We start from the raw sequence: 21,203 nt of genomic DNA on the forward strand, positions 1-21,203 counted from the left end.
ACAACTCCGAGCCTTCGCCAAACTACTGCCTGTGGTTATGGGTCCCGGGTTCGCGCGTGCGCGCGCCCCGGGACGACAGAGAGCGTCAGAACGCGAACTGCGTGCGCATCGCGACCGCATCGAACTTCGAGCCGACATCGGCGGTCGAGATCGGCGAAGCCTGCCGCGACACCGTGCCGTGCAGATAGTCCAGCATGAAGCGCACGTTGCCGTTGACGTACCAGTTGAGCGCAAGGGTGTAGACCGTCTGCCGGCCGCCAGCGATGCCGTTGGCGGTCGCAAGCTGGTCGTTGAGATCGATCGTCGAGAAGCGTCCCGCGATCTCCCACGCGCCCCAGCCGCCGCCGTCGAGCGAGAATGGATGCGCCGGCTTGACGCCGCTATAGGCCGCATTCGCCGCGTTGTAGGTGCGGCCCTCGCCCGTCAGCACGTAGCCCGCCTGTGCGTAGCCGCCCTGGAATTTCAGGCTCGGCGCGCCGACCAGCGGCACACCGGTGTTGGCGGTGCGGTCGACATTGTACCAGAAATACTCGCCCTGAACGATGAAGGGCCCGTAGGTCGCCGCCGCCTCGACGCTGTAGACCTGCGCGCCCGAGGCGTTGGCGATAGCGCCGGTCGAGATCAGCGTCGTTGGATCGAGCCGCAGTTCGGGGCGATCGCTGAGGGTCACAGTCTGCGTGTTGGCGACGAGATTGCGCGGCGGCTGGATCAGCCATTGCGCATCGGCGCCGATATGCACCGAATAGTCCTTGCCGCTAATGGGATTGCCTGCCACACGCGCCACGGCGCCATATTGCTCGCTGGTGCCGGGCGGCGCCGCGCTCGAGGCGGAATGGATCGCACCGGTCGATGGTCCCGTGACATAGCCGCCGATCCAGAGCTGGTCGTTGAACCAGCGCGCACCGGCTGCGGAGCGGAAGTCGCCGGCGGCGATGTTGGTCGCGATCACACCGGGCGAGGCGCGCTCCATGAACATGATGTCGTTGGAGCTCGTCGCTTCGTCGAGCGTGTATGGCAGATCCATGATGCCGGCCTCGATTGCCATCTTGCCGCCGAACGGCTTCAGGCCGGTGTAGCTGAGATAGGCGTTCTCGACGCCGGAGACGCCGCCGCCCGGCAGCGATCCCGGCGCGGCGCCGCCGAATCCGTCGGAGGAGCCGCCGAAGTCGTAGACCAGCGCGAAATTCCAGTCGTTGAAGAACTTGCCGGTGACACCGATGCGCGCGCGGCGGACGTTCTGGCCGCTGTCGAGCTTCTGCGGCACGGTCGCCGCTGTGTTGGGACGGTAGTCATAGCCGCCGACATCCCAATGCAGGCGGCTGGTGATGGCGACGCAGTTGGCCTGGTCGGCGGTGCAGATGGTCGGCCGGTTATTCGGCATCGTCACGACGACACCGGACGCCGGCGCTGGTCCCTTGACGGGGATCGCCGCATTGGCGTTGGCAACGACAGCCTTTGCCTCCGAGCGCGCCTCGGCCTTCGCCTCAGCCTTGGCTTCGGCTTTCGCCTTTGCCGTGGCCGCCGTATTTGCCGCGGTCTGGCTCTGGAGCCTGTCGAGCTTCTGCTCGAGCAACTTCAGCTGCTGCTTGAGAAGCGCGATCTCCTGCTCGCTGCTGCTTGCCGATTGGGCCTGGGCCTGCGAGGCCGCCAGCGCGCCGGCGAGACCAATCGCCGTGGCCGCAATTCTTGTCCTGCTCACGTTACGCCTCCATCGTTTGACTGATTTCCCCAAGTCGCGAACGGAGAGCCTAGGTGTGATCGATGACTGCCCCGCGACGCTGCGCCCGGTTGCGTGGGTTCCCGCTGATGCAAATTCGCCGCAACCGAATCCGCTCGTTACCACCATGCAAGATGACGCACATCATGCCAATCCGCCGCCTTGGCAAATTGCCGATTCGCACGGCCCGCTTGCATGCCGGACACACCTGAATGAGGCTGAATATTGCCGTCCGGCGCCCTTCTATTGGGGGGCGAACGCGCCTATATTCCGGCGTCTTTTCCAAGAGGTAGGAATGTTTCGATCGACCTGGACTGCCGCCGTCACCGCATTGTTCATGGCCTTTTCGGCCCATTTCAATCCGGCTTCAGCGCAGGACCGCCGCGTCCCGTCGTCCCCGGCCGAGCTGCGGCTGTCCTATGCGCCGATCGTGCAGCGGGTGCAGCCGGCGGTCGTCAACGTCTATGCCGCCAAGGTGGTGCAGAACCGCAATCCGCTGCTGGACGACCCCATCTTCCGCCGCTTCTTCGGCGTGCCGGGCCAGCAGCCCGAGCAGATGCAGCGTTCGCTCGGCTCCGGCGTCATCGTCGATGCCTCCGGCCTCGTCGTCACCAACGTGCACGTCATTGAGGGCGCGGACCAGGTGAAAGTGTCGCTGTCGGACAAGCGCGAGTTCGAGGCGGAGATCCTGCTGAAGGATTCCCGCACCGATCTCGCCGTGCTCCGTCTGAAGGACGCCAAGGAGAAATTCCCGACCCTCGACTTCACCAATTCCGATGAATTGCTGGTCGGCGACGTCGTGCTCGCGATCGGCAATCCTTTCGGCGTCGGCCAGACCGTGACCCACGGCATCATCTCGGCGCTCGCGCGTACGCAGGTCGGCATCACCGATTACCAGTTCTTCATCCAGACCGATGCGCCGATCAATCCCGGCAATTCCGGCGGCGCCCTGGTCGACATGAGCGGCAGGCTCGCCGGCATCAACACGGCGATCTATTCGCGCTCCGGCGGCTCGCAAGGAATCGGCTTTGCGATCCCCGCCAACATGGTTCGCGTCGTCGTCGCTTCCGCCAAGAGCGGCGGCAAGGCGGTGAAGCGGCCATGGCTCGGGGCAAAATTGCAGGCGGTGACGCCGGAGATCGCCGAAAGCCTCGGTCTGCGCTCGCCGACCGGTGCGCTGGTCGCAAGCGTGGTGCCGAATGGCCCCGCGGCGAAGGCCGGCTTGAAATCCTCCGACCTCATCACCGGGATCGACGGCCAGATCGTGGATGATCCCAACGCTTTCGACTACCGCTTCGCCACCCGCCCGCTCGGCGGCACCGCGCAGATCGACGTGCAGCGCGGCAGCAAGCCGGTCAAGCTGGCGGTGGCGCTGGAGACCGCGCCCGACACCGGGCGCAACGAGCTCGTCGTCACCGCGCGCTCGCCGTTCCAGGGCGCGAAGGTTTCGACCATCACCCCGGCGGTCGCTGACGAGCTGCATCTGGATGCGGACACCGAAGGCGTCGTGATCACCGATATCGGCGGCGATACCGCGGCCGCAAGTGTCGGCTTCCAGAAGGGCGACATCATCTTGGCCGTCAACAACCAGAAGATCAGCAAGTCCGGCGACCTCGAGAAGGCCGCCGGCGAGCGGCCGCGGCTCTGGCGCATCACGCTGGTGCGCGGCGGCCAGCAGATCAACGTCACGCTGGGCGGATGAGTCCGAAACGACCACAGGAGACGCCAACTCTCTTCGCCGCGGCGGGGCTCGATCACGAGGCTCCGCATCCGCTGCCGGACCGGCTGCGTCCGCGCGCATTGTCGGAGGTCGTGGGCCAGGACCACATCCTCGGTCCCGACGGTGCGCTGACGCGCATGCTGGAGACGCGTACGCTCGGCTCGCTGATCTTCTGGGGCCCGCCGGGCACCGGCAAGACCACGGTGGCGCGGCTGCTGGCGGACGCAACGGATTTGCATTTCGAGCAGATTTCGGCCGTGTTCTCCGGCGTCGCCGACCTCAAGAAGGCGTTCGATGCCGCGCGCGCCCGCCGAGAGATGGGCAAGGGCACGCTGCTGTTCGTCGATGAGGTCCATCGCTTCAACCGCGCCCAGCAGGATTCCTTTCTGCCCGTGATGGAAGACGGCACCGTCGTCTTGGTCGGCGCCACCACCGAGAATCCGTCCTTCGAGCTCAACGCGGCGCTTCTGTCCCGCGCGCGCGTGCTGGTGTTTCGTTCGCTCGATGCCGCCGCGATCGAAAAGCTGTTCGCGCATGCGGAAGCGGTCGAGGGCAAGAAGCTGCCGCTCGATGCCGAGGCGCGCGCCGTGCTGGTGCGCATGGCTGACGGCGACGGCCGCGCCTCGCTGACGCTTGCCGAGGAGGTCTGGCGCTCGGCGCGGGCGGACGAGATTTTTAATGCCGCGCAGTTGCAGGAGATCCTGCAGCGCCGTGCGCCGATCTACGACAAGTCGGCCGACGGGCATTACAATCTGATCTCGGCGCTGCATAAGTCGGTGCGCGGCTCCGATCCCGATGCGGCGTTGTATTACCTCGCGCGCATGTTAGACGCCGGCGAAGACCCGCTGTTCCTGGCCCGCCGCGTCGTGCGCATGGCGGTGGAGGACATCGGGCTTGCCGATCCGCAGGCGCTCGTCATCGCCAATGCCGCCAAGGACGCCTTCGACTTCCTCGGTCATCCCGAAGGTGAGCTCGCGATCGCGCAGGCCGTCGTCTATCTCGCCACCGCGCCGAAATCGAACGCCGTCTACACCGCTTTCGGCACCGCGATGCAGGTGGCCAAGCAGGCCGGCTCGCTGCTGCCGCCAAAGCACATCCTCAATTCCCCGACCAAGCTGATGAAGTCGGAAGGTTACGGCACCGGCTACGAATACGACCATGACGCGCCGGATGCCTTCTCCGGCCAGGACTACTTCCCGGAAGCCCTGGGCCGCCAGACCTTCTACGACCCGCCCGAACGCGGCTTCGAGCGCGAGATCAGGAAGCGGCTGGATTACTGGGCCAAGCTGCGGAAGGAGCGGGGCGGCACGCGCTAGAAACGGCCATTTCGTCGTGACGGAAGACCGCTTTTAGGGTACGCAGGCAACCATGAGCCGCCGCATCAAGAGAATGAACCCGAAGCCCCGTTCGCGTAACGAGCGCGATGACGCACGTCCGCATCAGGCGCGCAGCGCGAAGAAGGCCGGGCCGCGTGGTGGCAAACAAGGGTCGAAGCCGCCGCGCTTTGCCGGAGAGCGTGCCGAGCGGCGTGGCCCCGAGCGTGCCGAGCGGCGTCCGCCCAAAGCTGCTCAGGAAAAGCCTGCGCCCGTAAAACCCGTAGAGCCGTTGCTGCCGACCAAGGTGCAGACCGTCACCGTCACGGCCGACGAGAACAACATGCGCGTTGACCGCTTCCTGGAAGCGCGCTTTCCCGGCCTGTCTTTCTCCCACATCCAGCGCGTCGTCCGCAAAGGCGAGCTGCGTGTCGACGGCAAGCGCGTCGATAGCAAGGACCGGCTGGAAGAGGGACAGAGCGTCCGCATTCCGCCGCTGAAGCTCGACGCGCCGAAGGCGGTCGGCGAGCTTTCGGAGGCTGCGCAGAAAACGCTCAAGGCGCTGAAGGAGATGACGATCTGGGAGGACGACGACGTCCTCGTGCTGAACAAGCCCGCGGGCCTTGCCGTGCAGGGCGGCTCGGGCATGACGCGCCACATCGACCAGATGCTGGAGGTGATGCGCGACGCCAAGGGCCAGAAGCCGCGCCTCGTGCACCGCATCGACAGGGAGACGTCCGGCTGTCTCCTGATCGCCAAGACGCGCTTCGCCGCATCGCATCTGACCGGCGCGTTCCGCTCGCGTTCGGCGCGAAAGGTCTATTGGGCTCTGGTACCGGGCCTGCCGAAGCCCAAGCAGGGCCGCATCTCGACCTTCCTGGCGAAAGAGGAGGGCGAGGACGACACCATCATGCGCATCGCCCAGCATGGCGATGAGGGCGCGAGCCATGCGGTGACCTATTATGCAGTGGTCGAGACCGCCGGCAACAAGCTGACCTGGGTGTCGCTGAAGCCGGTGACGGGCCGCACCCACCAGCTGCGCGCCCACATGGCTCATGTCGGCCATCCCATCGTCGGCGATCCCAAATATTTCAATATCGAGAACTGGCAGCTGCCGGGCGGCTTGCAAAACCGGCTGCATCTCCTGGCACGTCGCATCGTCATTCCGCATCCGCGCGGCGGCGTGATCGACGCCACCGCGCCGTTGCCGCCACACATGCAGCAGTCGTGGAACCTGCTCGGGTTGGACGCAACCAGATTTGATCCGATCGAGAACGCGCCTGAAGAATAGTTAAGTTGAACGGGGGCGGTCGGAGCACGACATATCGCCCATGAAACGGCTCTCGATCTGCCTCATGGTTTTGACCGCGCTGCTCATGGGGCAGGGGGCTCAGGCACAATTTGTGCTGCCGAACCCCTCGCAAGTCGTTCCGGCGCCTTCGCCGCCACCGCCGCCGAAGATCGAGGTGCCGAAAGTTCCGCAATTCGATGCGCCGCCGCGCTACAACTACCAGCCGCTCCCGCGCAATTCCTTCAGCGATCGCGTCTCGAAGTGCCTCGATGATGCTGCCGCCGCAGGATTTGGGCCGGCCGATCGCGGCACTTATGCGCGCAGTTGCGCGAACTAGCAGCACCCATCGTCGTCGTGGCGAAGCCATGACGACACTGGTAATTTGGTTGACGACAAGGATCGAAACACCGACATGCGCGAATTGTTCGATGAAGCTGCGGGGCAGCCCCCGCCGGATCCGCGGGAATCGGCGCGCGCATCCACGCGCACGCCGCTGCGCAAACGTTTCTACAAGGAAGCCAGCGTCACCGAGGCCGAGGGCGGCTTCGCCATCACCCTCGACGGCAAGCCGATCCGTACGCCCTCCGGCCGCCACGTGGTGTTTCCTGCGCGCGCTCTCGCCGATGCGGTGGCTGCCGAATGGGCAGCGCAAGGCGAGATGATCGATCCCGTGACCATGCCGCTGACGCGGATCGCCAACAGTGTGGTCGAGGGCGTGATCGACCGCGTCGAGCTCGTCAGCGACGACCTTGCAAAGTACTTCGAGACTGATCTCCTGTTCTATCGCGCCGGCCACCCTGAAGGGCTGGTTGCCCGCGAGGCCGCGCATTGGGACCCCGTGCTGTTCTGGGCGGCGGAGACGCTGGGCGCGCATTTCATCCTGTCCGAGGGTGTCATGCATGTGAAGCAGCCGGATGAGGCGGTCAGGGCCGCGCGCGCCGCGCTGCCCGGGGATCCCTGGTCGGTCGCGGCGCTCCATATGGTCACGACCCTGACCGGCTCGGCACTGCTCGCGCTGGCCTTGGCCCATGGCGCGCGGGACGCCGACCAGGTCTGGGCCGCGACCCATGTCGATGAGGACTGGAACATCGACCAATGGGGCGTGGACGAGGAGGCCGCGGCACGTCGGGCCACCCGTGCACGGGATTTCGAGGCCGCCGTGACGGTCTTGGCGGCGGTAAAGCCGCCCGCGGCCAAAGGTCCTTAACGAGAGGTTTACGACGGCGGCCTTAGGGTGGGGCCAGCATTCCCTGGGCCCTCCAAGATGCCGACGCCGATCAGCTCGATTCTTCCGGTCAGTGCCACTAGCTCCGTGGCTGACGCGGCGACTCCCGATCTCGCGTTGCAGGCTGGCAGCGTCGTGAACGCAAGAGTCGTCAGCGTGCTCGCTGACAATCTGGTGCGGATCGCGATCGCAAACCTCTCGATGGATGTGATGTCGGAAGTGGCGCTCACGCCCGGGCAAAATCTCCAACTCGCGGTGTCGCAGAACGACGGCACCATCCGGCTCGCAGTTATGAACGGAGCAGGCGAGGCAATTCCCGACCAGATTACGCTGACGCCGGCGGCGGCCTCGCTGGTGGAGAGCCCATCGCTGGCGCCGTCCGCGAGTGCGGCACCCAATGCGCTGACGCCATCGGAGCAGGCTGCCGTCACGATGGCCTCTGCCGAAGCCGTGACCAGGCAGGGCAGCCAGGCGCCGCTGTTCGCCAATCTCGCCGCGGTCGTCACCGGCAGCGATTTGCCGGCCGGGCTGAAGCAGGCCGTGCTCGACGTGCTGGCGCAGCAGACGCCACTCAACTCCGGGCTCGATGGCGGGGACATCGAGACTGCCTTCCAGAAATCCGGTCTGTTCCTCGAGGCCTCGCTGGCCGCGGGCGCGACGCCGTCGTCTGGCGCAGCGCCCGATTTGAAAGCGGCACTTCTGGTGTTGCGCCAGACCCTGGCCACGCTCGAGACCGCCGCGCCACAGGCGCAAGGTGCTACGCTTCCGGCTGGCGCCACGGGGACACCGCAGGCTGCTGCCGCACCGGCTCAGGCAGCAGGCGGGGCCGTACAGGCGGCCGTGCCGTCGGCCGAAGCAGAGACCGTCCAACCGCAGCAAATGCCGCGCAGCGCCACACATGCGGCGGTCGTCCTGGCTGATGCCGCAGGCGGTGCCTCGCAGGCCGCGATGCTGCGGATCCTGACCGCAGGCCTTGCCGCTAGCCTCTTGCAGGAGATGACGCAAAACCTGCCACGCCTGACCGGCAACGTGCCGGGCTCCAACAAGGCCGTGCCGGATGGCCGCATCTTCGAGGCCGCCGGACACGCGACGCCCCCGCCATTCCGCGGTGCGCTGCCGACGCCGCAGTCCATCGCTGCGCCATCGCTCGCGCCGGACGCGCCGCTCGCTGCCGCCGTGCATCGCCTGCTCGACGATACCGATGCCGCGATCGCGCGGCAGACGCTGTTGCAAATTGCTTCGCTCCCCGATCGCACCGATGCCAGCGGGCACCGCATCGATCCGGCCGTGCCGCAGTGGAACTTCGAGATCCCGTTCGCGACCCCGCAGGGCACCGCGATGGCGCAGTTCGAGATCTCGCGCGATGGCGGCAATGAGTCCGCCGATCCCGCCAAGCGCGCCTGGCGCGCGCGCTTCTCGCTCAATGTCGAGCCGGCCGGTCCGGTGCATGCGCTGATCACGCTGAACGGCGACAAGACCTTCGTACGGATGTGGGCAGAGCGGCCGGCGACGGCGCAGCAGCTCCGTGCGGGCGTCAGTGAGCTCAGCCAGGCATTGACGAGGGCCGAGCTCAAGCCCGGTGATATCGTAGTCCGCGACGGCACGCCGCCGCAACCGGCGCCGGCCCGCGCCGGCCACTTCCTGGATCGCGCGACATGAGCGATCCATCCAAGCTCGCGATCGCGCTGCATTACGAGAAGGGCTCTGGCGCGCCTGTCGTCGTCGCCAAGGGCAGGGGCACGATCGGCGAAAAGATCGTCGAGATCGCCAAGGCCCACGACATCCCGATCGAGGAGAACGAGGTTCTGGCCGGCGCGCTGTCCAAGGTCGAGCTCGGTGAGGAGATCCCGCCGGATCTCTACAAAGCCGTCGCCGAGGTGCTGGTGTTCGTGCTGCGGCTGTCGGGCCGGGGACGCTAGGGCATGATCCGGACCCGAAGGGCCGCGTTAGCGCAAAGTGTGCAGCGGTTTTCCGAAACGATCATGCCCAAGAATTGACCTGTCATCGTTTGACCAGATATCGGCGGCATTGTAGCCGTCACTTTCATGGCTCAATGGACACCGCCCTTGCTCACCCGCCGCTCCACCCTCGGCCTCCTCGCCGCAACCGCGATCCTGCCGCTACGCGCGCGCGCTCATGTCGCGCCGCCGCGCAACGAAATCCGCGACACACTTGCAAAACGCTTCACCGATCTTGGTACGTCAGGCACCTTCGTCGGCTACAAGGTCGAGGACTATCTGATCGTCGCCAGCGACAAGGAGCGCTCGGGTGAGGGGAAGCTGCCGGCTTCGACCTTCAAGATTCCGAACTCGTTGATCGCGCTGGAGACCGGCGTGGTCGCTGACCCCGATAAGGACGTGTTTCCCTGGGACGGCGTCAAGCGCCCGATCGAGGCCTGGAACAGGGATCACACGCTACGCAGCGCGATCGCGGTCAGCGCGGTGCCGGTCTATCAGGAGATCGCGCGCCGCATCGGCCAGGAGCGCATGCAAAAATATGTCGACGAGTTCGACTACGGCAATCGCGACATCGGCGGCGGCATCGACCAGTTCTGGCTCACGGGCGCTCTGCGGATCGATCCGGTCGAGCAGATCGATTTCGTCGATCGGCTGCGCCGCCGTGCGCTGCCGATCTCAAAGCGCAGCCAGGATCTCGTCGCCGACATCCTGCCGGTGACCAAGATCGGCGACAGCGTCATCCGCGCCAAGTCCGGATTGCTGGGTGCCGAACGCGGCGAGCCGTCGCTCGGCTGGATGGTCGGCTGGGCCGAGAAGGGCGAGGCGCACACCGTGTTCGCGCTCAACATGGATTGCAAGGAGCCGCGTCTGATCGGCGAGCGCATGCCGCTGACGCAGGCCTGCCTTGCCGAGATCCGCGCGATCTAGCTCCAGTCCTGCCAGGCCTACTCCAGCTTGAACAGCGCCTGCAAGAACTCCTCCACGGCCTTTCGCGCTTCAGCGGCAGTCTTCGGATTGCCACCGACATGCGGGTTGAGCTCGACGCAGGCGTCCTTGTAGGTGAAGGGCGCGTTGGTATCGCCGTTCATGAGCACGCCGCCGTCGCCTTCCTTGATGCGGCAGTTGCGCACGGTTTGCGCGTTGGCAGACACGGCGACGGTGTTGAGGCCGAGCAGACCGCTGTCGAACCCGTGCGCGCTGTCGGGGAATTCGGTCAGCACCACGTCGCGCCCCGCCGCCTTGAGCCGCTCGACGAAAGCCTTGCAGCTCTTCACGGGATTGTAGTCGTCGGGCATGCCGTGGAAGATGCGGATCGGCCGGGCCATGACCGCGGCGTCACCTTGGTACGTGGTCGAACAATCCGGATAGAAGGGGATGTAGGCCGCGAACTGGATTCCGGACTTGTTCCAGAGCTTGTTGAAGCGCTCGAGGCTCGCATAGAGCGTCGCCTGTCCGCCGCGCGAGAAGCCCATCAGCACGATGCGGTCCGTGTCGACGCGCGGATGCCTCGCCAGAATCTCCAGCGCGCGGTAGATGTCGACGATCAGATTGAGCCGGCCGAGCAGCGCCTGATTGGGGCCGACCACCGTCAGCCCGCGGCCGGTGAAGCCGTCGATCACGAAGGTCGAGATGCCCATGGCATTGAACGCGTGCACCCAGGCCTCGGTTGTGGCGCCGACGCCGCTGGAGCCATGCATCAGTACCACCACGGGCAGCTTGCCGGTGCCTTGGGCGACACGGAATTCGCCTGCGACCGTCACCGGCTTGCCTGCAGCTGCATCACCGCTGAGGAATTGCTGGTCGGAGAGGGTGAGCGAGGGGATCGGGTAGATCTCGGCGCGGGTGGCGACTTCCTTGGGTAGGGATTGTGCGTTCGCGCCAATGTCGGCGAGCAGAGTCGAGATGCAAAGCGCCATGGCGACGCGAAATACGGTCAGCACCGGATCCCCCCGTGTGGTTTTGATCGAGTAGAACAACAGGCCGGCACGCTGTCAATTTGGCGCGCATTCGTCTCAGTCAGATTTGGTCTTCTTCGCCGTCAACGCCTGGTCGATCGCACGGGCTGCCAATTTTGCAGGCGGCGCTTGCCGTCATGGCGCCGGGTCACGCGTCCTTCTGCCGCCCGATCCGCCCCAGGTGGGTGAAGCCGAACCCGGCGGAATATTTCAGGCCGTAGCCGAGCGCCCGGTCGATGCCGATATGGGCAAGCCAGATCAAGGCAATGGACAAAATGAGGGGCGAGGCGAGGCCGAAGCCCAGCGTCAGCAGCGCCACCGGCGCCATGTAGCTGTGGGCGGCGTTGTAGACCATCGCGCCGAACTTGGCGTCGGACAGGTATGCCAGGAAGCTCAGATCGGGCACGAAGAACAGCAGGGCAAACACCAGCCAGGACCCGTCCCAGGCGGCGTAGAGCATCACCATCCCTGCGAACAGGGTGAGGCCCTCCAGCCGCAGCAGGATGTTGACGCCACCCGTTGCAGCGCCCGTCTCGGCCGTTCCTTCCGTCATGCTCGTCTCCCGGGCAAAACTTTGTAATTCCTTGCGCTTTCCCGCTACGGCAGGGCAGCCCTGCGACGGCGAAAGCGGCTTTCCGGCCCGCAAAATGCCGTGTTAGAACCCCGCATCACTTAAGACCTGGCGGGAGCAAATGAAACACATCCTGGACGCCCTTGAAGATCGTCGTGCCGGCGCAAAGCTCGGCGGCGGGGAGAAGCGCATCGAGGCGCAGCACGCCCGCGGCAAGCTGACGGCGCGCGAGCGCATCGAGCTGTTGCTCGACAAGGGATCGTTCGAGGAGTTCGACATGTTCGTCGAGCACCGCTCCACCGAGTTCGGCATGGAGAAGACCAAGGTGCCCGGCGACGGCGTCGTCACGGGATGGGGCACCGTCAACGGCCGCAAGACGTTTGTGTTCGCCAAGGACTTTACCGTGTTCGGCGGCTCGTTGTCCGAGACCCACGCGTTGAAGATCACGAAACTCCAGGACATGGCGATGAAGGCGAGGGCGCCCATCATCGGCCTCTATGACGCCGGCGGCGCCCGCATCCAGGAAGGCGTCGCCGCGCTGGCCGGCTATTCCTACGTGTTCCGTCGCAACGTGCTCGCCTCGGGCGTGATCCCGCAGATCTCCGTCATCATGGGCCCCTGCGCCGGCGGCGACGTCTATTCGCCGGCGATGACCGACTTCATCTTTATGGTGAAGAACACCAGCTACATGTTCGTCACCGGCCCCGACGTGGTGAAGACGGTCACCAACGAGGTCGTCACCGCCGAAGAGCTCGGCGGCGCCTCGGTGCACGCCACGCGCTCCTCGATCGCCGACGGCGCCTTCGAGAACGACGTCGAGACGCTCCTGCAGATGCGGCGCCTGATCGACTTCCTGCCGTCCAACAACACCGACGGCGTGCCGGAATGGCCGAGCTTCGACTCCATCGAGCGGGTCGACATGTCCTTGGACACGCTGATTCCCGACAATCCGAACAAGCCCTACGACATGAAGGAGCTGATCCTGAAGGTCGTGGACGAGGGCGATTTCTTCGAGATCGCGGAAGCCTTCGCCAAGAACATCGTCACCGGCTTCGGCCGCATTGCAGGGCGCACCGTCGGTTTCGTCGCCAACCAGCCGATGGTGCTCGCCGGCGTGCTCGACAGTGACGCCTCGCGGAAAGCGGCGCGCTTCGTCCGCTTCTGCGACGCCTTCAACATCCCGATCGTCACCTTCGTCGATGTGCCGGGCTTCCTGCCGGGCACGAGCCAAGAATATGGCGGCCTGATCAAGCACGGCGCCAAGCTCTTATTCGCCTATTCGCAGTGCACCGTGCCGCTGGTCACCATCATCACCCGCAAGGCCTATGGCGGCGCCTTCGACGTCATGGCCTCCAAGGAGATCGGCGCCGACATGAACTACGCCTGGCCGACCGCCCAGATCGCCGTGATGGGCGCCAAGGGCGCGGTCGAGATCATCTTCCGCTCCGACATCGGCGACCCCGACAAGATCGCAGCCCGCACGAAGGAATACGAAGATCGCTTCCTCTCGCCGTTCATTGCGGCCGAGCGCGGCTATATCGACGACGTCATCATGCCGCACTCGACCCGCAAGCGCATCGCCCGCGCGCTTGCGATGCTCAAGGACAAGAAGACGGAAATGCCGGCGAAGAAGCACGACAATCTGCCGTTGTGAGGACCTCACGGGCGCTTGGGGGCAAGCTACCTGGCTAAGAACGACTTAGCGGCGACGCTCCAATTCGTAATCGAACTCCTAAACCTTGAAATCCAATGACCGAAGACGATCCGACCGATGAGATTTCACAGATCGAAGATCGGATCGAGCGGCTCGCCGAGATCGCCGAGCGCTGCCGCAAGTACATCCTGGCGTCCAAGATCGCGATCGGCGGCGGGGCAGCGCTGCTGGCGGTGACGATCCTCGGCCTGTTCGGCTTCGGTCAAACCGCCGCGCTCGGATCGATCGCCCTGGTGCTGGGTGGAATTGTCTCGCTCGGTTCGAACATCAGCACGCTGCGACAGACGGACGAGGCCATCAGTGCTGCGGAGGCGCGGCGTTCAGCGTTGATCGGCAGCATCGATCTTCGCGTCGTCGCCGACGCGCCGCTGAAGCTGGTGTGACGCCAGCACGACTCACGCGGCGGTCTTGAGCGTCAGCTCCGACAATTCCGCGCGGCATTCGGCGGCGAAGGCCTGAAGCCGCTCGGCGATCTGCCGGTTGAGGATGGCCTTGGCCAGCCGCTCGGCGCGGGCGATCTGTCGCTTGAGATATTCGATGCGGACCATGTGGCACCTGTCGAATTGCTTTTTTCGAATGGTGGCGACCGTACTGCGAGCATTGGATCGATTATGTGAGGCGCATCACGTTCCGCGCGCCTGGTCCGCCGCAGCAAAATGCGCCATCTGATCGGCGTGCGCCTTGGCGAACGCCGGGCGGGCCGTGGCGCGCGCGACGTAGGCGCGGCATGCAGGACTGTCCGCCAGCCCGCCGAATTGATTGACGGCGCGCAGCACGTCCGACATCAGGATGTCGGCGACGGAGAAGGAGCCGGCCAGCCATTCGCGGCTAGAGAGTACCGGCTCGAGATGCTTGAGCCGGAGCTTGAGGAAATCGTCGACGAATTTCCACGCCGGCGTGTCGGTCGGATGTCCCATGAATTTCGACATGGCCCAGGGCAGGCTGGCCATCTCCACCGAATTGAGCGCCGCGAACACCCATTTCGTCGCCTCGGCGCGGCCGCGCGGATCTGTCGGCATCAGCTTGTCGCTGCGCTCGCCGAGATACAGCAGGATCGCGCCGGTCTCGAAGATCGAGATGTCGCCGTCGGTCAGCCACGGCACCTGGCCGAACGGCTGGTGCGCGAGGTGCGCAGGCCCGCGATCGTCGAACGGGGTGCTGGCGACGCGATAGGGCAAGGCGGCCTCTTCGAGGGCCCAGCGCACGCGAAGGTCGCGCACCAGGCCGCGCGGCGGTTCGGGAACCCAATTGAATGTGGTCACGGTGAGGTCGGCCATGTGCTGTCTCCGGTTCCTGTTCGAAGCAAAGGACGAGCGAAGGGCGTCCATTCCGACACGAAGGCCAACTCTTTTTGTCGCCGGCGACTGAAGCGGCTAGTCTCGCCGCAAACAAATGGGAGGAAATCCGATGCCAGCAGCCTTCTTCGTCGTCCACGCCATCGTCACCGATCCTAGCAAGCGTGCCGCCTTCGACCGATGGTACGAGACGGAACATCTGCCCGACGCGGTGAAGGCGTTCGGCGTGGCCAAGGCTTGGCGCTTCTGGAGCCTGGACGATCCCTCGCTGCACCAGGCGATGTATGAGTTCGAAGACGAGGCCAAGCTTGCAGCGATGCTGAAGGGCGATGCGTTGAAGCAGCTCGTCGCCGACTTCAACCGCGACTGGCCCGACGTGAAGCGCTCGCGCGAGACGCTGGTGCTGGCGCAGGCGTTTGCGACGTAGTGAGGTCTGTAGCCCGGATGGAGCGCAAGCGTAATCCGGGGTCTTCGCACGAAGCACAAATCCCGGATTACGCTGCGCTCCATCCAGGCTACGAATTCTTCATCTTGGCTCGCATGAATCTGAACACGCGATTCAGCTTCGGTTCATGTCGTGACCGCGACACTTGCTCTGCATCACTGGCACGATGATCCAAGAAGGAAGAAAATCATGGAGCGCCGGAACTTTTTGAAACTTGCATTGGGCATGACGGCGGGCGCCGCCGCCTTTGCCGCGACCGCGCAGGCCGCGCCGCTGTCACCGCAGCCGCTTGGTGATGCCGCCCGCACGCCGCAAGGCAGTCCCGACGTTCATCCCGCCGTCACGACCAGCGAGGAAGCCGCGCGGCTGAAGCCCGAGCAGGTGCACTGGCGTGGGCGCGGCCGCCACTGGGGCTGGCGCCGCCGTCATTGGCGCCGGCATCACCGGCGCTGGCACCGCCGCCATTACTGGTAAGCTCAAGACATTTCGCGGACTGGACGGGGATCGCAGCTGGCGATCCCCGTTTCGATTCCGAGGCGCTCCAGTTCCACGGGATGGAATCGCCGGCAGCAACCCAAAAAATGGCCGCGCAGGCTTCCGCCGCGCGGCCATTCTGCAACGCAAATGGACGAGATCAGAACGGGCGGCAGCGGCCCGCGTACCAGCGGAAGCCGTAGGGGCACACGCGCGCGCGCGGCACAACGACGACCGGCGCCGGGGCAACCACCACGGGGGCGGGGCGAACGACGACAGCGCCGCGCATCGGACGGCAGCCATAGGGGCCGCGATACCAGCCCGGGCCGCAACCGCCGGCGGCGCTGGCCGCCTCGCTGAAACCGACGACCGCACTGGCGAGCATGACGGCGGCGAACAGGTATTTCATTGGATATTCCTTCTTGTCCTTGGGAGCAGGCTTAGGGGAATGGCGCTTGCCGCGCACGATGAATCAAGAGACACGATTCGACACGTTAAATCTGGGACGTGCCGACACGTCGCGATCCAAGCCTGCCAATGATGACCTGAATGCGGCATGAACGTTCCCGCATCCTGCCTCAGACGACGCGCACGTGTCGCTAGCGGCCGAGAACGCCCAGCACCAGCTCCCTGTATTTCTCCGGCGCCTCCAGGAAGACGAGATGGCCGCTGTCGGGGATCACCTCGGCCCGCGCATTCGGCATCTTCGCCGCCAGCGCCTTCGCCAGTTCGGCGTTCTGCCCCATCCTGGCCCGCAGCGCTTCCGGCGCGAGTGGCCGGCCCGGCGCGTTGTGATCGTCGGCCCCCATGATGAACAGCGTGGGCAGCGCGATCAGCGGGATCTCGTGCGCCACCGGCTCCCGGTAGATCATCTGGCCGGACGAGACGAAGGCGCGCAGCCAGCGCGGATAGTCTGGGCTGGCCTTGATGTTGAAGCGGGCATCGATGAACGGCGTGATCGCCTCAGGCGGCAACTTGATCGCGTAATTGGTCTGGAGCTGCTTGCGATAGCCGTCCGCGGTGAGCTTGTCCTCGGTCTCGATCATCTTCTCGGTCGGCGTCGGCGGCACATAGAAACGGTAGTCTTCGAGGCCGATCGGCGCGGTCAGCACCAGATGGGCGAGGCGGTCCGGATAGGCGCGGGCGATGCGCACGCCCAGCATGCCGCCGAGCGAATGGGCGACGATCTCGGCCTTCTCGATTTTGAGATGATCGAGCAGCGCGATGGTGTTGCGCGCCAGATTGTCGAAATGCAGCTCGCCCAGCGGCTTGGAAGATTTGCCGAAGCCGATCTGGTCCGGCACCACGACGCGATAACCGGCTTCGCTCAGCATCTTGATGACCGGCGCCCAATAGCTCGATGGAAAATTGCGCCCGTGCAGCAGCACCACGGTGTGGCCGTTCGGCTGCGCGGGTGGCACGTCCATATAGGCCATGCTGAGCTGCTCGCCGTCGTTGACGACGGGAAGCAAGTGCACGGGGTAGGGATATGCAAAGCCTTCGAGCGCGATGCCATAGGGCTCGCGCGGCGCGGTATCGACGGCGTTGGCGAAAGAAAGTGGGACGGTGACAAGGACTGCGGCGAGCGTGGCCGGAAGGATGCGGTTCATTGAGGATCTCATAATTGGAGCCGTCATTCCGGGACGCGAACTCTGGTGCGCAATTGCGCACCTGAGAATCTCGGGGTTCCGGGTTCGATGCTTCGCATCGCCCCGGAACGACGGTGGCCATAATTGCGTGAATGGCCGGGTCAAGCCCGGCCATGACGGAAGTGAGAGTTCACACGCAAACGTGTGGCGTCATGCACTCGGCGTGATCAGTCCTTGCCATTCCCGAACAGCGCGGCAAACTGCTTCTCGCCGGTACGGGTGAAATTCACCACGCGGCTGCCGGGCGTGGCATCGCGCGCGGCCCATTTCAGCTCAGCGAAGCGCTGCATCAAGGCCGCGCCCAGCGTGCCGGCGAGATGGTGACGCCGCTCGCTCCAGTCAAGGCAGGCCTTGCACACCGGGCGGCGTGGGTGGCTGAGCATGTCAGGCGAGATCTGCAGATGCTTGGCGAGGAAGCGCTCGCCCTCGGCCGTGAGCTCGATGTCCTGTTTCCTCTGCCTGACCAGCTGCCGCTGGCGCAAGGAATCCAGCATCTGCACGCCGAGATCGCCGGCGAGATGGTCGTAGCAGATCCGCGCGCGCCGCAGCGCAGGGTCCTTCGGTCCGGTGCGCACGCGCATGTGGCCGGTGCGTGCGGCAAGGCCGGCAAGCCCCTCGAGCACGCCGGCGACATCGTCGTCGGTGAGGCGATAGTAGCGGTGCCGGCCCTGCTTCTCCGGCTCGACCAGGCCGCCGGCCTCGAGCTTCGAAAGATGCGAGCTTGCGGTCTGCGGCGTGATGCCGGCCTCCTGCGCCAGCTCGCTCGCAGTGAGCGCGCGGCCGTTCATCAGCGCCGTGAGCATATTGGCGCGGGCGGGATCGCCGACGAGGGAGGCGACCATGGCGATGTCGGGGCCAGATTTCATGCTTCGATGGTAGCCGAAGCATTGTGGTGGTGCAAGCGCGTAATCTTTCACCAAGTCGTCATTGCGAGGAGCGCAGCGACGAAGCAATCCAGACCGACTCCGCCGAGGGATTCCTGGATTGCTTCGCTGCGCTTGACGAAGTGGAAGCAAAGGAGCCATCATGCCCGTCACCGTCTTCATCCGTTACCAGCTCGATCCCTTCAAGCGCGCGCAGTTCGAGGAATATGCGAAGCGCTGGCTCACCATCATCCCGAAGTGCGGCGGCGACCTGATCGGCTATTTCATGCCGCATGAGGGCACCAACAACGTCGCCTTTGGACTGATCAGCTTCGAGAGCCTGGCCGCCTATGAAGCCTATCGCGCGCGGCTGCGCCAGGATGCCGAGGGCATGGCGAATTTCCACTTTGCCGAGGAAAGCAAATTCATCCTCGCGGAAGAGCGCACCTTCCTGCGCAAGGTGGTATTGTAGCCCACCAACAGCAGGAGACGCCCATGATCGCCGTAATCTTCGAGGTCTGGCCCAAGCCGGAACACCGCCAGGACTATTTCGACCTTGCGGCCGATCTGAAGCCGTTGCTGCAGACCATCGACGGCTTCATCTCGGTCGAGCGCTTCGAGAGCCTGACCGAGAAGGGCAAGATTTTGTCGGTGTCGTTCTGGCGGGACGAGGCAGCAGTGGCGGCCTGGCGCAACACGATGGAGCATCGCCGCACCCAGGCAAAAGGCCGTGCGAAAATCTTCGCAGATTATCATCTGCGCATCGCCAGCGTCATCCGGGACTACAGCATGACCGACCGCGAGCAGGCCCCGAAGGACAGCCGCGCCGTACACGACGCGCACTAGCGGACTTGAAACCGCGCGCCTATGTCTTCGCGGCCAACAAGGGAGAGAACCATGCACGTGACGACCGCTGACAAGCGCGCGACGTTCAGGAAGATGCACGAGAGCGGCTGCTTCATCCTGCCCAATCCGGTCGATATCGGCAGCGCGAAAGCGTTGCAGCATCTGGGTTTCAAGGCAATTGCGTCATCGAGCGCGGGCTTTGCCTGGACCATCGGCAAGGCGGACAATCACGTCAGCGTCGAGGACGTCTGTCAGCATCTGGCAGCATTGAGCTCGGCCGTCGACATCCCCGTGAACGCTGATTTCGAGGGCGGCTTTGCGGTCGAGCCGGACAAGGTCGCCGACAATGTCGAGCGCTGTGTGCGCACCGGCGTCGCGGGCCTGTCGATCGAGGATTCCACCGGCGACAAGGACAAGCCGCTCTACGACCGCGCGCTGGCGGTCGAGCGCATCAAGGCCTCGCGCAAGGCGATCGGCGACAGCGGCACGCTGCTGGTCGGCCGCTGCGAGGCGTATTTGTGGGGCGTCGCCGACCTCAAGCTCGTCATCGACCGGCTCACCGCCTACGCGGATGCCGGTGCCGATTGCCTCTACGCTCCTGGCGTGAAGAGCCGCGAGGACATCGCCGCGGTGGTGAAGGCAGTGCATCCAAAGCCGTTCAACCTTCTGATCGGCGCGTCCGGCCTGTCGCTGCAGGAGGCCGAAGATCTCGGCGTGCGCCGCATCAGCGTCGGCGGCTCGCTTGCTCGCGCCGCCTGGGGCGGCTTCATGCGCGCCGCGAAGGAGATGGCGGAGAAGGGCACGTTCACAGAGCTTGGCAGCGGCTATCCCGGCGGCGAGATCAACAAGATGTTTGGCTAGGCAAGCGCTTAGCTACGAAAACGAAAAGCGGCGGGATGTCGAGTCCCGCCGCTCTATGTTGCGACTGTTACTTCGCGCCGTCAGACGGAGTCTGCGTATCCGGGGCCGGCTTGCTCGGCGCAGCACCCGTGGTGGTGCCCGGCTCGGTGTTGCTGCGCGGCGTTACGTCACGCATTCCGGGAGGGGCGGCCGGATTGGCCGGCGTCTGCTGAGCGGTCTGCGAGGCCGGCGTGTTGCTGGCCTGGTTGGTTGTGCTCGTGTTGTTCAGTCCGTAGAACACGGCACCCAGCACCAGCGCAACCGCGACGGCAAACAGCGCGATCTTGCCGCTGGAGGCAGGGCCTTCGCCGAGCTCGGGATCGGCCTGCAGGTCGGCATCCCGGCGCACCGCGCGAGAATACTCATCGTCGGCGAGGTTCGGGCGGTACGGATCGTTGGGAAAACGGTCGTCAGCCATCGATTGGGTCTCCTCGGGTTATGACCGCGGGACAACCCTCAGATGCGAGATTCTGTTCCGCGCCACCCAACTTTCGTCGCGTGTTGCTCTCGTGTCGGGAATCGGGAACCTGGTCGTTCGGGAACCGGACGCGAGTTCCATGGCCGCGACGAGGGAACGAAGCTGATGTGGAGCCTGCCGCCGACCGATAACGTGCTGCACTTTCTGGCGCTCGTCGCTTTGACCGCGGAGGGCATGACGGCGGCGCTGGCCGCGGGGCGGCGCAGCATGGATTACGTCGGCGTTTGTCTTCTCGCCTGCATCACCGCGCTTGGCGGCGGCACGCTGCGCGATCTGTTTCTGGGTCATTATCCGCTGGTGTGGGTGGCCAACCCGATCTACCTCGCACTGCCGGGTGGGGCGGCGCTGCTGACGATCCTGATCGCGCGGCTGGTGCATCGGCTGTACCTCGCCTTCATCGTGCTCGATGCCATCGGCCTCGTCGTCTTCACCATGATCGGCTGCAACGTCGGCTGGCAGATGGATGCTTCGCTGCCGATCGTGATCGTCTCGGGCATGGTGACGGGCTGCGCTGGCGGCGTCTTGCGCGACGTGCTCTGCAACGACGTGCCGCTGCTGTTTCGATCCGAGCTCTATGCCAGCGTCTCGGTCGTGACAGGGCTGTTCTATGCCACCGCCTTCGGCCTCAATCTCAATGCCGAGCTGTGGACGATTCTAACCTTCGTGCTCGGCCTCAGCTTCCGTCTGCTCGCGGTGCGCTACAAATGGGAGATGCCGAAATTCGTGTTCACGGGAGCTGAGCGGTAGCGCTCTACACCCACAGCTCCATCCACGTCGTCATTGCGAGCG

The 21,203-nt window shown here is 65.2% G+C and carries 25 protein-coding genes; 16 read left to right on the forward strand and 9 right to left on the reverse strand.

Annotated features, from left to right (window positions below; translation table 11 throughout):
- Nucleotides 1-85: 85 nt before the first annotated feature.
- Entirely contained in the window at nucleotides 86-1,699 is a 1,614-nt protein-coding gene (locus tag YU9_RS0118015) for an OprO/OprP family phosphate-selective porin (protein WP_027574073.1), read from the reverse strand.
- Nucleotides 1,700-2,012: 313 nt separating this feature from the next.
- On the opposite strand from YU9_RS0118015, the gene YU9_RS0118020 reads away from it, so the two are divergent.
- From YU9_RS0118020 to blaOXA, 8 genes are all read left to right on the forward strand, one after another.
- Nucleotides 2,013-3,419 (forward strand): DegQ family serine endoprotease, encoded by a 1,407-nt coding sequence (locus YU9_RS0118020; RefSeq protein WP_027574074.1) that lies wholly within the window; start codon nucleotides 2,013-2,015, stop codon nucleotides 3,417-3,419.
- The gene (locus YU9_RS0118025) at nucleotides 3,416-4,753 is read left to right on the forward strand and encodes a replication-associated recombination protein A (RefSeq protein ID WP_027574075.1); all 1,338 of its coding nucleotides are present in this window, start codon (nucleotides 3,416-3,418) and stop codon (nucleotides 4,751-4,753) included. Before YU9_RS0118020 ends, YU9_RS0118025 begins: the two co-directional genes overlap by 4 nt.
- 52 nt (nucleotides 4,754-4,805) lie before the next feature.
- The gene (locus YU9_RS0118030) at nucleotides 4,806-6,041 is read left to right on the forward strand and encodes an RluA family pseudouridine synthase (RefSeq protein ID WP_027574076.1); all 1,236 of its coding nucleotides are present in this window, start codon (nucleotides 4,806-4,808) and stop codon (nucleotides 6,039-6,041) included.
- Between the two features lie 40 nt (nucleotides 6,042-6,081).
- The gene (locus YU9_RS0118035) at nucleotides 6,082-6,378 is read left to right on the forward strand and encodes a hypothetical protein (protein WP_036017459.1); all 297 of its coding nucleotides are present in this window, start codon (nucleotides 6,082-6,084) and stop codon (nucleotides 6,376-6,378) included.
- Between the two features lie 75 nt (nucleotides 6,379-6,453).
- Nucleotides 6,454-7,248 (forward strand): ATP12 family chaperone protein, encoded by a 795-nt coding sequence (locus YU9_RS0118040; RefSeq protein WP_027574078.1) that lies wholly within the window; start codon nucleotides 6,454-6,456, stop codon nucleotides 7,246-7,248.
- A 57-nt stretch (nucleotides 7,249-7,305) separates the two neighbouring features.
- Entirely contained in the window at nucleotides 7,306-8,925 is a 1,620-nt protein-coding gene (locus tag YU9_RS0118045) for a flagellar hook-length control protein FliK (protein ID WP_027574079.1), read from the forward strand.
- Nucleotides 8,922-9,185 (forward strand): EscU/YscU/HrcU family type III secretion system export apparatus switch protein, encoded by a 264-nt coding sequence (locus tag YU9_RS0118050; RefSeq protein WP_027574080.1) that lies wholly within the window; start codon nucleotides 8,922-8,924, stop codon nucleotides 9,183-9,185. Before YU9_RS0118045 ends, YU9_RS0118050 begins: the two co-directional genes overlap by 4 nt.
- Before the next feature lie 126 nt (nucleotides 9,186-9,311).
- Nucleotides 9,312-10,151 (forward strand): class D beta-lactamase, encoded by an 840-nt coding sequence (blaOXA, locus tag YU9_RS0118055; RefSeq protein WP_027574081.1) that lies wholly within the window; start codon nucleotides 9,312-9,314, stop codon nucleotides 10,149-10,151.
- A 17-nt stretch (nucleotides 10,152-10,168) separates the two neighbouring features.
- Here blaOXA and YU9_RS0118060 read toward each other — a convergent pair whose 3' ends face one another.
- Together YU9_RS0118060 and YU9_RS0118065 are read right to left on the reverse strand one after the other, a co-directional pair.
- Nucleotides 10,169-11,140, reverse strand: coding sequence for a dienelactone hydrolase family protein (locus YU9_RS0118060; protein ID WP_156951967.1), 972 nt, complete (start codon nucleotides 11,138-11,140; stop codon nucleotides 10,169-10,171).
- Nucleotides 11,141-11,327: 187 nt separating this feature from the next.
- Entirely contained in the window at nucleotides 11,328-11,732 is a 405-nt protein-coding gene (locus YU9_RS0118065; protein ID WP_027574083.1) for a DUF4260 domain-containing protein, read from the reverse strand.
- Nucleotides 11,733-11,871: 139 nt separating this feature from the next.
- Here YU9_RS0118065 and YU9_RS0118070 point away from each other — a divergent pair, with 139 nt between their 5' ends.
- Together YU9_RS0118070 and YU9_RS0118075 are read left to right on the forward strand one after the other, a co-directional pair.
- Nucleotides 11,872-13,404 carry an acyl-CoA carboxylase subunit beta gene (locus tag YU9_RS0118070; RefSeq protein WP_027574084.1) on the forward strand — a complete coding sequence of 511 codons (1,533 nt, stop codon included), beginning with the start codon at nucleotides 11,872-11,874 and terminating at the stop codon, nucleotides 13,402-13,404.
- 95 nt (nucleotides 13,405-13,499) lie between these two features.
- Entirely contained in the window at nucleotides 13,500-13,847 is a 348-nt protein-coding gene (locus tag YU9_RS0118075; RefSeq protein WP_027574085.1) for a hypothetical protein, read from the forward strand.
- A gap of 12 nt (nucleotides 13,848-13,859) precedes the next feature.
- On the opposite strand, the gene YU9_RS49055 is transcribed toward YU9_RS0118075, so the two are convergent.
- On the reverse strand, nucleotides 13,860-14,012 hold the full coding sequence (locus YU9_RS49055; protein ID WP_198028260.1) for a hypothetical protein: 153 nt from the start codon (nucleotides 14,010-14,012) through the stop codon (nucleotides 13,860-13,862).
- A 75-nt stretch (nucleotides 14,013-14,087) separates the two neighbouring features.
- Entirely contained in the window at nucleotides 14,088-14,741 is a 654-nt protein-coding gene (locus YU9_RS0118085; RefSeq protein WP_027574086.1) for a glutathione S-transferase family protein, read from the reverse strand.
- Between the two features lie 130 nt (nucleotides 14,742-14,871).
- Here YU9_RS0118085 and YU9_RS0118090 point away from each other — a divergent pair, with 130 nt between their 5' ends.
- Both YU9_RS0118090 and YU9_RS0118095 read left to right on the forward strand, forming a co-directional pair.
- Nucleotides 14,872-15,186, forward strand: a complete 315-nt coding sequence (locus YU9_RS0118090; protein WP_027574087.1) for a hypothetical protein — start codon at nucleotides 14,872-14,874, stop codon at nucleotides 15,184-15,186.
- Between the two features lie 207 nt (nucleotides 15,187-15,393).
- Entirely contained in the window at nucleotides 15,394-15,678 is a 285-nt protein-coding gene (locus YU9_RS0118095) for a twin-arginine translocation signal domain-containing protein (RefSeq protein ID WP_027574088.1), read from the forward strand.
- 160 nt (nucleotides 15,679-15,838) lie between these two features.
- Here YU9_RS0118095 and YU9_RS0118100 read toward each other — a convergent pair whose 3' ends face one another.
- The 3 genes from YU9_RS0118100 to YU9_RS0118110 all read right to left on the reverse strand — a co-directional run bounded on the left by YU9_RS0118100 (nucleotide 15,839) and on the right by YU9_RS0118110 (nucleotide 18,193).
- Nucleotides 15,839-16,087 carry a GCG_CRPN prefix-to-repeats domain-containing protein gene (locus YU9_RS0118100; RefSeq protein WP_027574089.1) on the reverse strand — a complete coding sequence of 83 codons (249 nt, stop codon included), beginning with the start codon at nucleotides 16,085-16,087 and terminating at the stop codon, nucleotides 15,839-15,841.
- Between the two features lie 190 nt (nucleotides 16,088-16,277).
- Nucleotides 16,278-17,288: an alpha/beta fold hydrolase gene (locus YU9_RS0118105; protein ID WP_027574090.1), complete on the reverse strand. Its 1,011-nt coding sequence runs from the start codon at nucleotides 17,286-17,288 to the stop codon at nucleotides 16,278-16,280.
- 206 nt (nucleotides 17,289-17,494) lie between these two features.
- On the reverse strand, nucleotides 17,495-18,193 hold the full coding sequence (locus tag YU9_RS0118110) for a winged helix-turn-helix domain-containing protein (RefSeq protein WP_027574091.1): 699 nt from the start codon (nucleotides 18,191-18,193) through the stop codon (nucleotides 17,495-17,497).
- A gap of 160 nt (nucleotides 18,194-18,353) precedes the next feature.
- Here YU9_RS0118110 and YU9_RS0118115 point away from each other — a divergent pair, with 160 nt between their 5' ends.
- From YU9_RS0118115 to YU9_RS0118125, 3 genes are read left to right on the forward strand one after another with little or no spacing between them, the layout of a single operon-like run.
- Nucleotides 18,354-18,662 (forward strand): NIPSNAP family protein, encoded by a 309-nt coding sequence (locus YU9_RS0118115; protein ID WP_027574092.1) that lies wholly within the window; start codon nucleotides 18,354-18,356, stop codon nucleotides 18,660-18,662.
- Between the two features lie 23 nt (nucleotides 18,663-18,685).
- Nucleotides 18,686-19,036 carry an antibiotic biosynthesis monooxygenase gene (locus tag YU9_RS0118120; protein ID WP_027574093.1) on the forward strand — a complete coding sequence of 117 codons (351 nt, stop codon included), beginning with the start codon at nucleotides 18,686-18,688 and terminating at the stop codon, nucleotides 19,034-19,036.
- Between the two features lie 51 nt (nucleotides 19,037-19,087).
- Complete coding sequence (locus YU9_RS0118125) at nucleotides 19,088-19,897, forward strand: oxaloacetate decarboxylase (protein WP_027574094.1); 810 nt, start codon at nucleotides 19,088-19,090, stop codon at nucleotides 19,895-19,897.
- Between the two features lie 67 nt (nucleotides 19,898-19,964).
- Here YU9_RS0118125 and YU9_RS0118130 read toward each other — a convergent pair whose 3' ends face one another.
- Nucleotides 19,965-20,354: a hypothetical protein gene (locus YU9_RS0118130; RefSeq protein ID WP_027574095.1), complete on the reverse strand. Its 390-nt coding sequence runs from the start codon at nucleotides 20,352-20,354 to the stop codon at nucleotides 19,965-19,967.
- Nucleotides 20,355-20,519: 165 nt separating this feature from the next.
- On the opposite strand from YU9_RS0118130, the gene YU9_RS0118135 reads away from it, so the two are divergent.
- Nucleotides 20,520-21,161 carry a trimeric intracellular cation channel family protein gene (locus tag YU9_RS0118135; protein WP_027574096.1) on the forward strand — a complete coding sequence of 214 codons (642 nt, stop codon included), beginning with the start codon at nucleotides 20,520-20,522 and terminating at the stop codon, nucleotides 21,159-21,161.
- Nucleotides 21,162-21,203 lie beyond the last annotated feature (42 nt).

The sequence above is a fragment of the Bradyrhizobium sp. WSM1743 genome, from assembly GCF_000473065.1.
Lineage (GTDB): Bacteria > Pseudomonadota > Alphaproteobacteria > Rhizobiales > Xanthobacteraceae > Bradyrhizobium.

Bases quoted from the DNA above. Each gene is read 5' to 3' on its own strand.
- YU9_RS0118115 (WP_027574092.1), top strand. From the start codon at position 18,354: ATGCCCGTCACCGTCTTCATCCGTTACCAGCTCGATCCCTTCAAGCGC.
- blaOXA (WP_027574081.1), top strand. From the start codon at position 9,312: ATGGCTCAATGGACACCGCCCTTGCTCACCCGCCGCTCCACCCTCGGC.
- YU9_RS0118070 (WP_027574084.1), top strand. From the start codon at position 11,872: ATGAAACACATCCTGGACGCCCTTGAAGATCGTCGTGCCGGCGCAAAG.
- YU9_RS0118050 (WP_027574080.1), top strand. From the start codon at position 8,922: ATGAGCGATCCATCCAAGCTCGCGATCGCGCTGCATTACGAGAAGGGC.
- YU9_RS0118120 (WP_027574093.1), top strand. From the start codon at position 18,686: ATGATCGCCGTAATCTTCGAGGTCTGGCCCAAGCCGGAACACCGCCAG.
- YU9_RS0118090 (WP_027574087.1), top strand. From the start codon at position 14,872: ATGCCAGCAGCCTTCTTCGTCGTCCACGCCATCGTCACCGATCCTAGC.
- YU9_RS0118085 (WP_027574086.1), bottom strand. From the start codon at position 14,741: ATGGCCGACCTCACCGTGACCACATTCAATTGGGTTCCCGAACCGCCG.
- YU9_RS0118125 (WP_027574094.1), top strand. From the start codon at position 19,088: ATGCACGTGACGACCGCTGACAAGCGCGCGACGTTCAGGAAGATGCAC.
- YU9_RS0118105 (WP_027574090.1), bottom strand. From the start codon at position 17,288: ATGAACCGCATCCTTCCGGCCACGCTCGCCGCAGTCCTTGTCACCGTC.
- YU9_RS0118060 (WP_156951967.1), bottom strand. From the start codon at position 11,140: ATGGCGCTTTGCATCTCGACTCTGCTCGCCGACATTGGCGCGAACGCA.
- YU9_RS0118100 (WP_027574089.1), bottom strand. From the start codon at position 16,087: ATGAAATACCTGTTCGCCGCCGTCATGCTCGCCAGTGCGGTCGTCGGT.
- YU9_RS0118035 (WP_036017459.1), top strand. From the start codon at position 6,082: ATGAAACGGCTCTCGATCTGCCTCATGGTTTTGACCGCGCTGCTCATG.
- YU9_RS0118020 (WP_027574074.1), top strand. From the start codon at position 2,013: ATGTTTCGATCGACCTGGACTGCCGCCGTCACCGCATTGTTCATGGCC.
- YU9_RS0118065 (WP_027574083.1), bottom strand. From the start codon at position 11,732: ATGACGGAAGGAACGGCCGAGACGGGCGCTGCAACGGGTGGCGTCAAC.
- YU9_RS0118030 (WP_027574076.1), top strand. From the start codon at position 4,806: ATGAGCCGCCGCATCAAGAGAATGAACCCGAAGCCCCGTTCGCGTAAC.
- YU9_RS0118040 (WP_027574078.1), top strand. From the start codon at position 6,454: ATGCGCGAATTGTTCGATGAAGCTGCGGGGCAGCCCCCGCCGGATCCG.
- YU9_RS0118095 (WP_027574088.1), top strand. From the start codon at position 15,394: ATGGAGCGCCGGAACTTTTTGAAACTTGCATTGGGCATGACGGCGGGC.
- YU9_RS0118075 (WP_027574085.1), top strand. From the start codon at position 13,500: ATGACCGAAGACGATCCGACCGATGAGATTTCACAGATCGAAGATCGG.
- YU9_RS0118045 (WP_027574079.1), top strand. From the start codon at position 7,306: ATGCCGACGCCGATCAGCTCGATTCTTCCGGTCAGTGCCACTAGCTCC.
- YU9_RS0118025 (WP_027574075.1), top strand. From the start codon at position 3,416: ATGAGTCCGAAACGACCACAGGAGACGCCAACTCTCTTCGCCGCGGCG.
- YU9_RS0118110 (WP_027574091.1), bottom strand. From the start codon at position 18,193: ATGAAATCTGGCCCCGACATCGCCATGGTCGCCTCCCTCGTCGGCGAT.
- YU9_RS49055 (WP_198028260.1), bottom strand. From the start codon at position 14,012: ATGGTCCGCATCGAATATCTCAAGCGACAGATCGCCCGCGCCGAGCGG.
- YU9_RS0118135 (WP_027574096.1), top strand. From the start codon at position 20,520: ATGTGGAGCCTGCCGCCGACCGATAACGTGCTGCACTTTCTGGCGCTC.
- YU9_RS0118130 (WP_027574095.1), bottom strand. From the start codon at position 20,354: ATGGCTGACGACCGTTTTCCCAACGATCCGTACCGCCCGAACCTCGCC.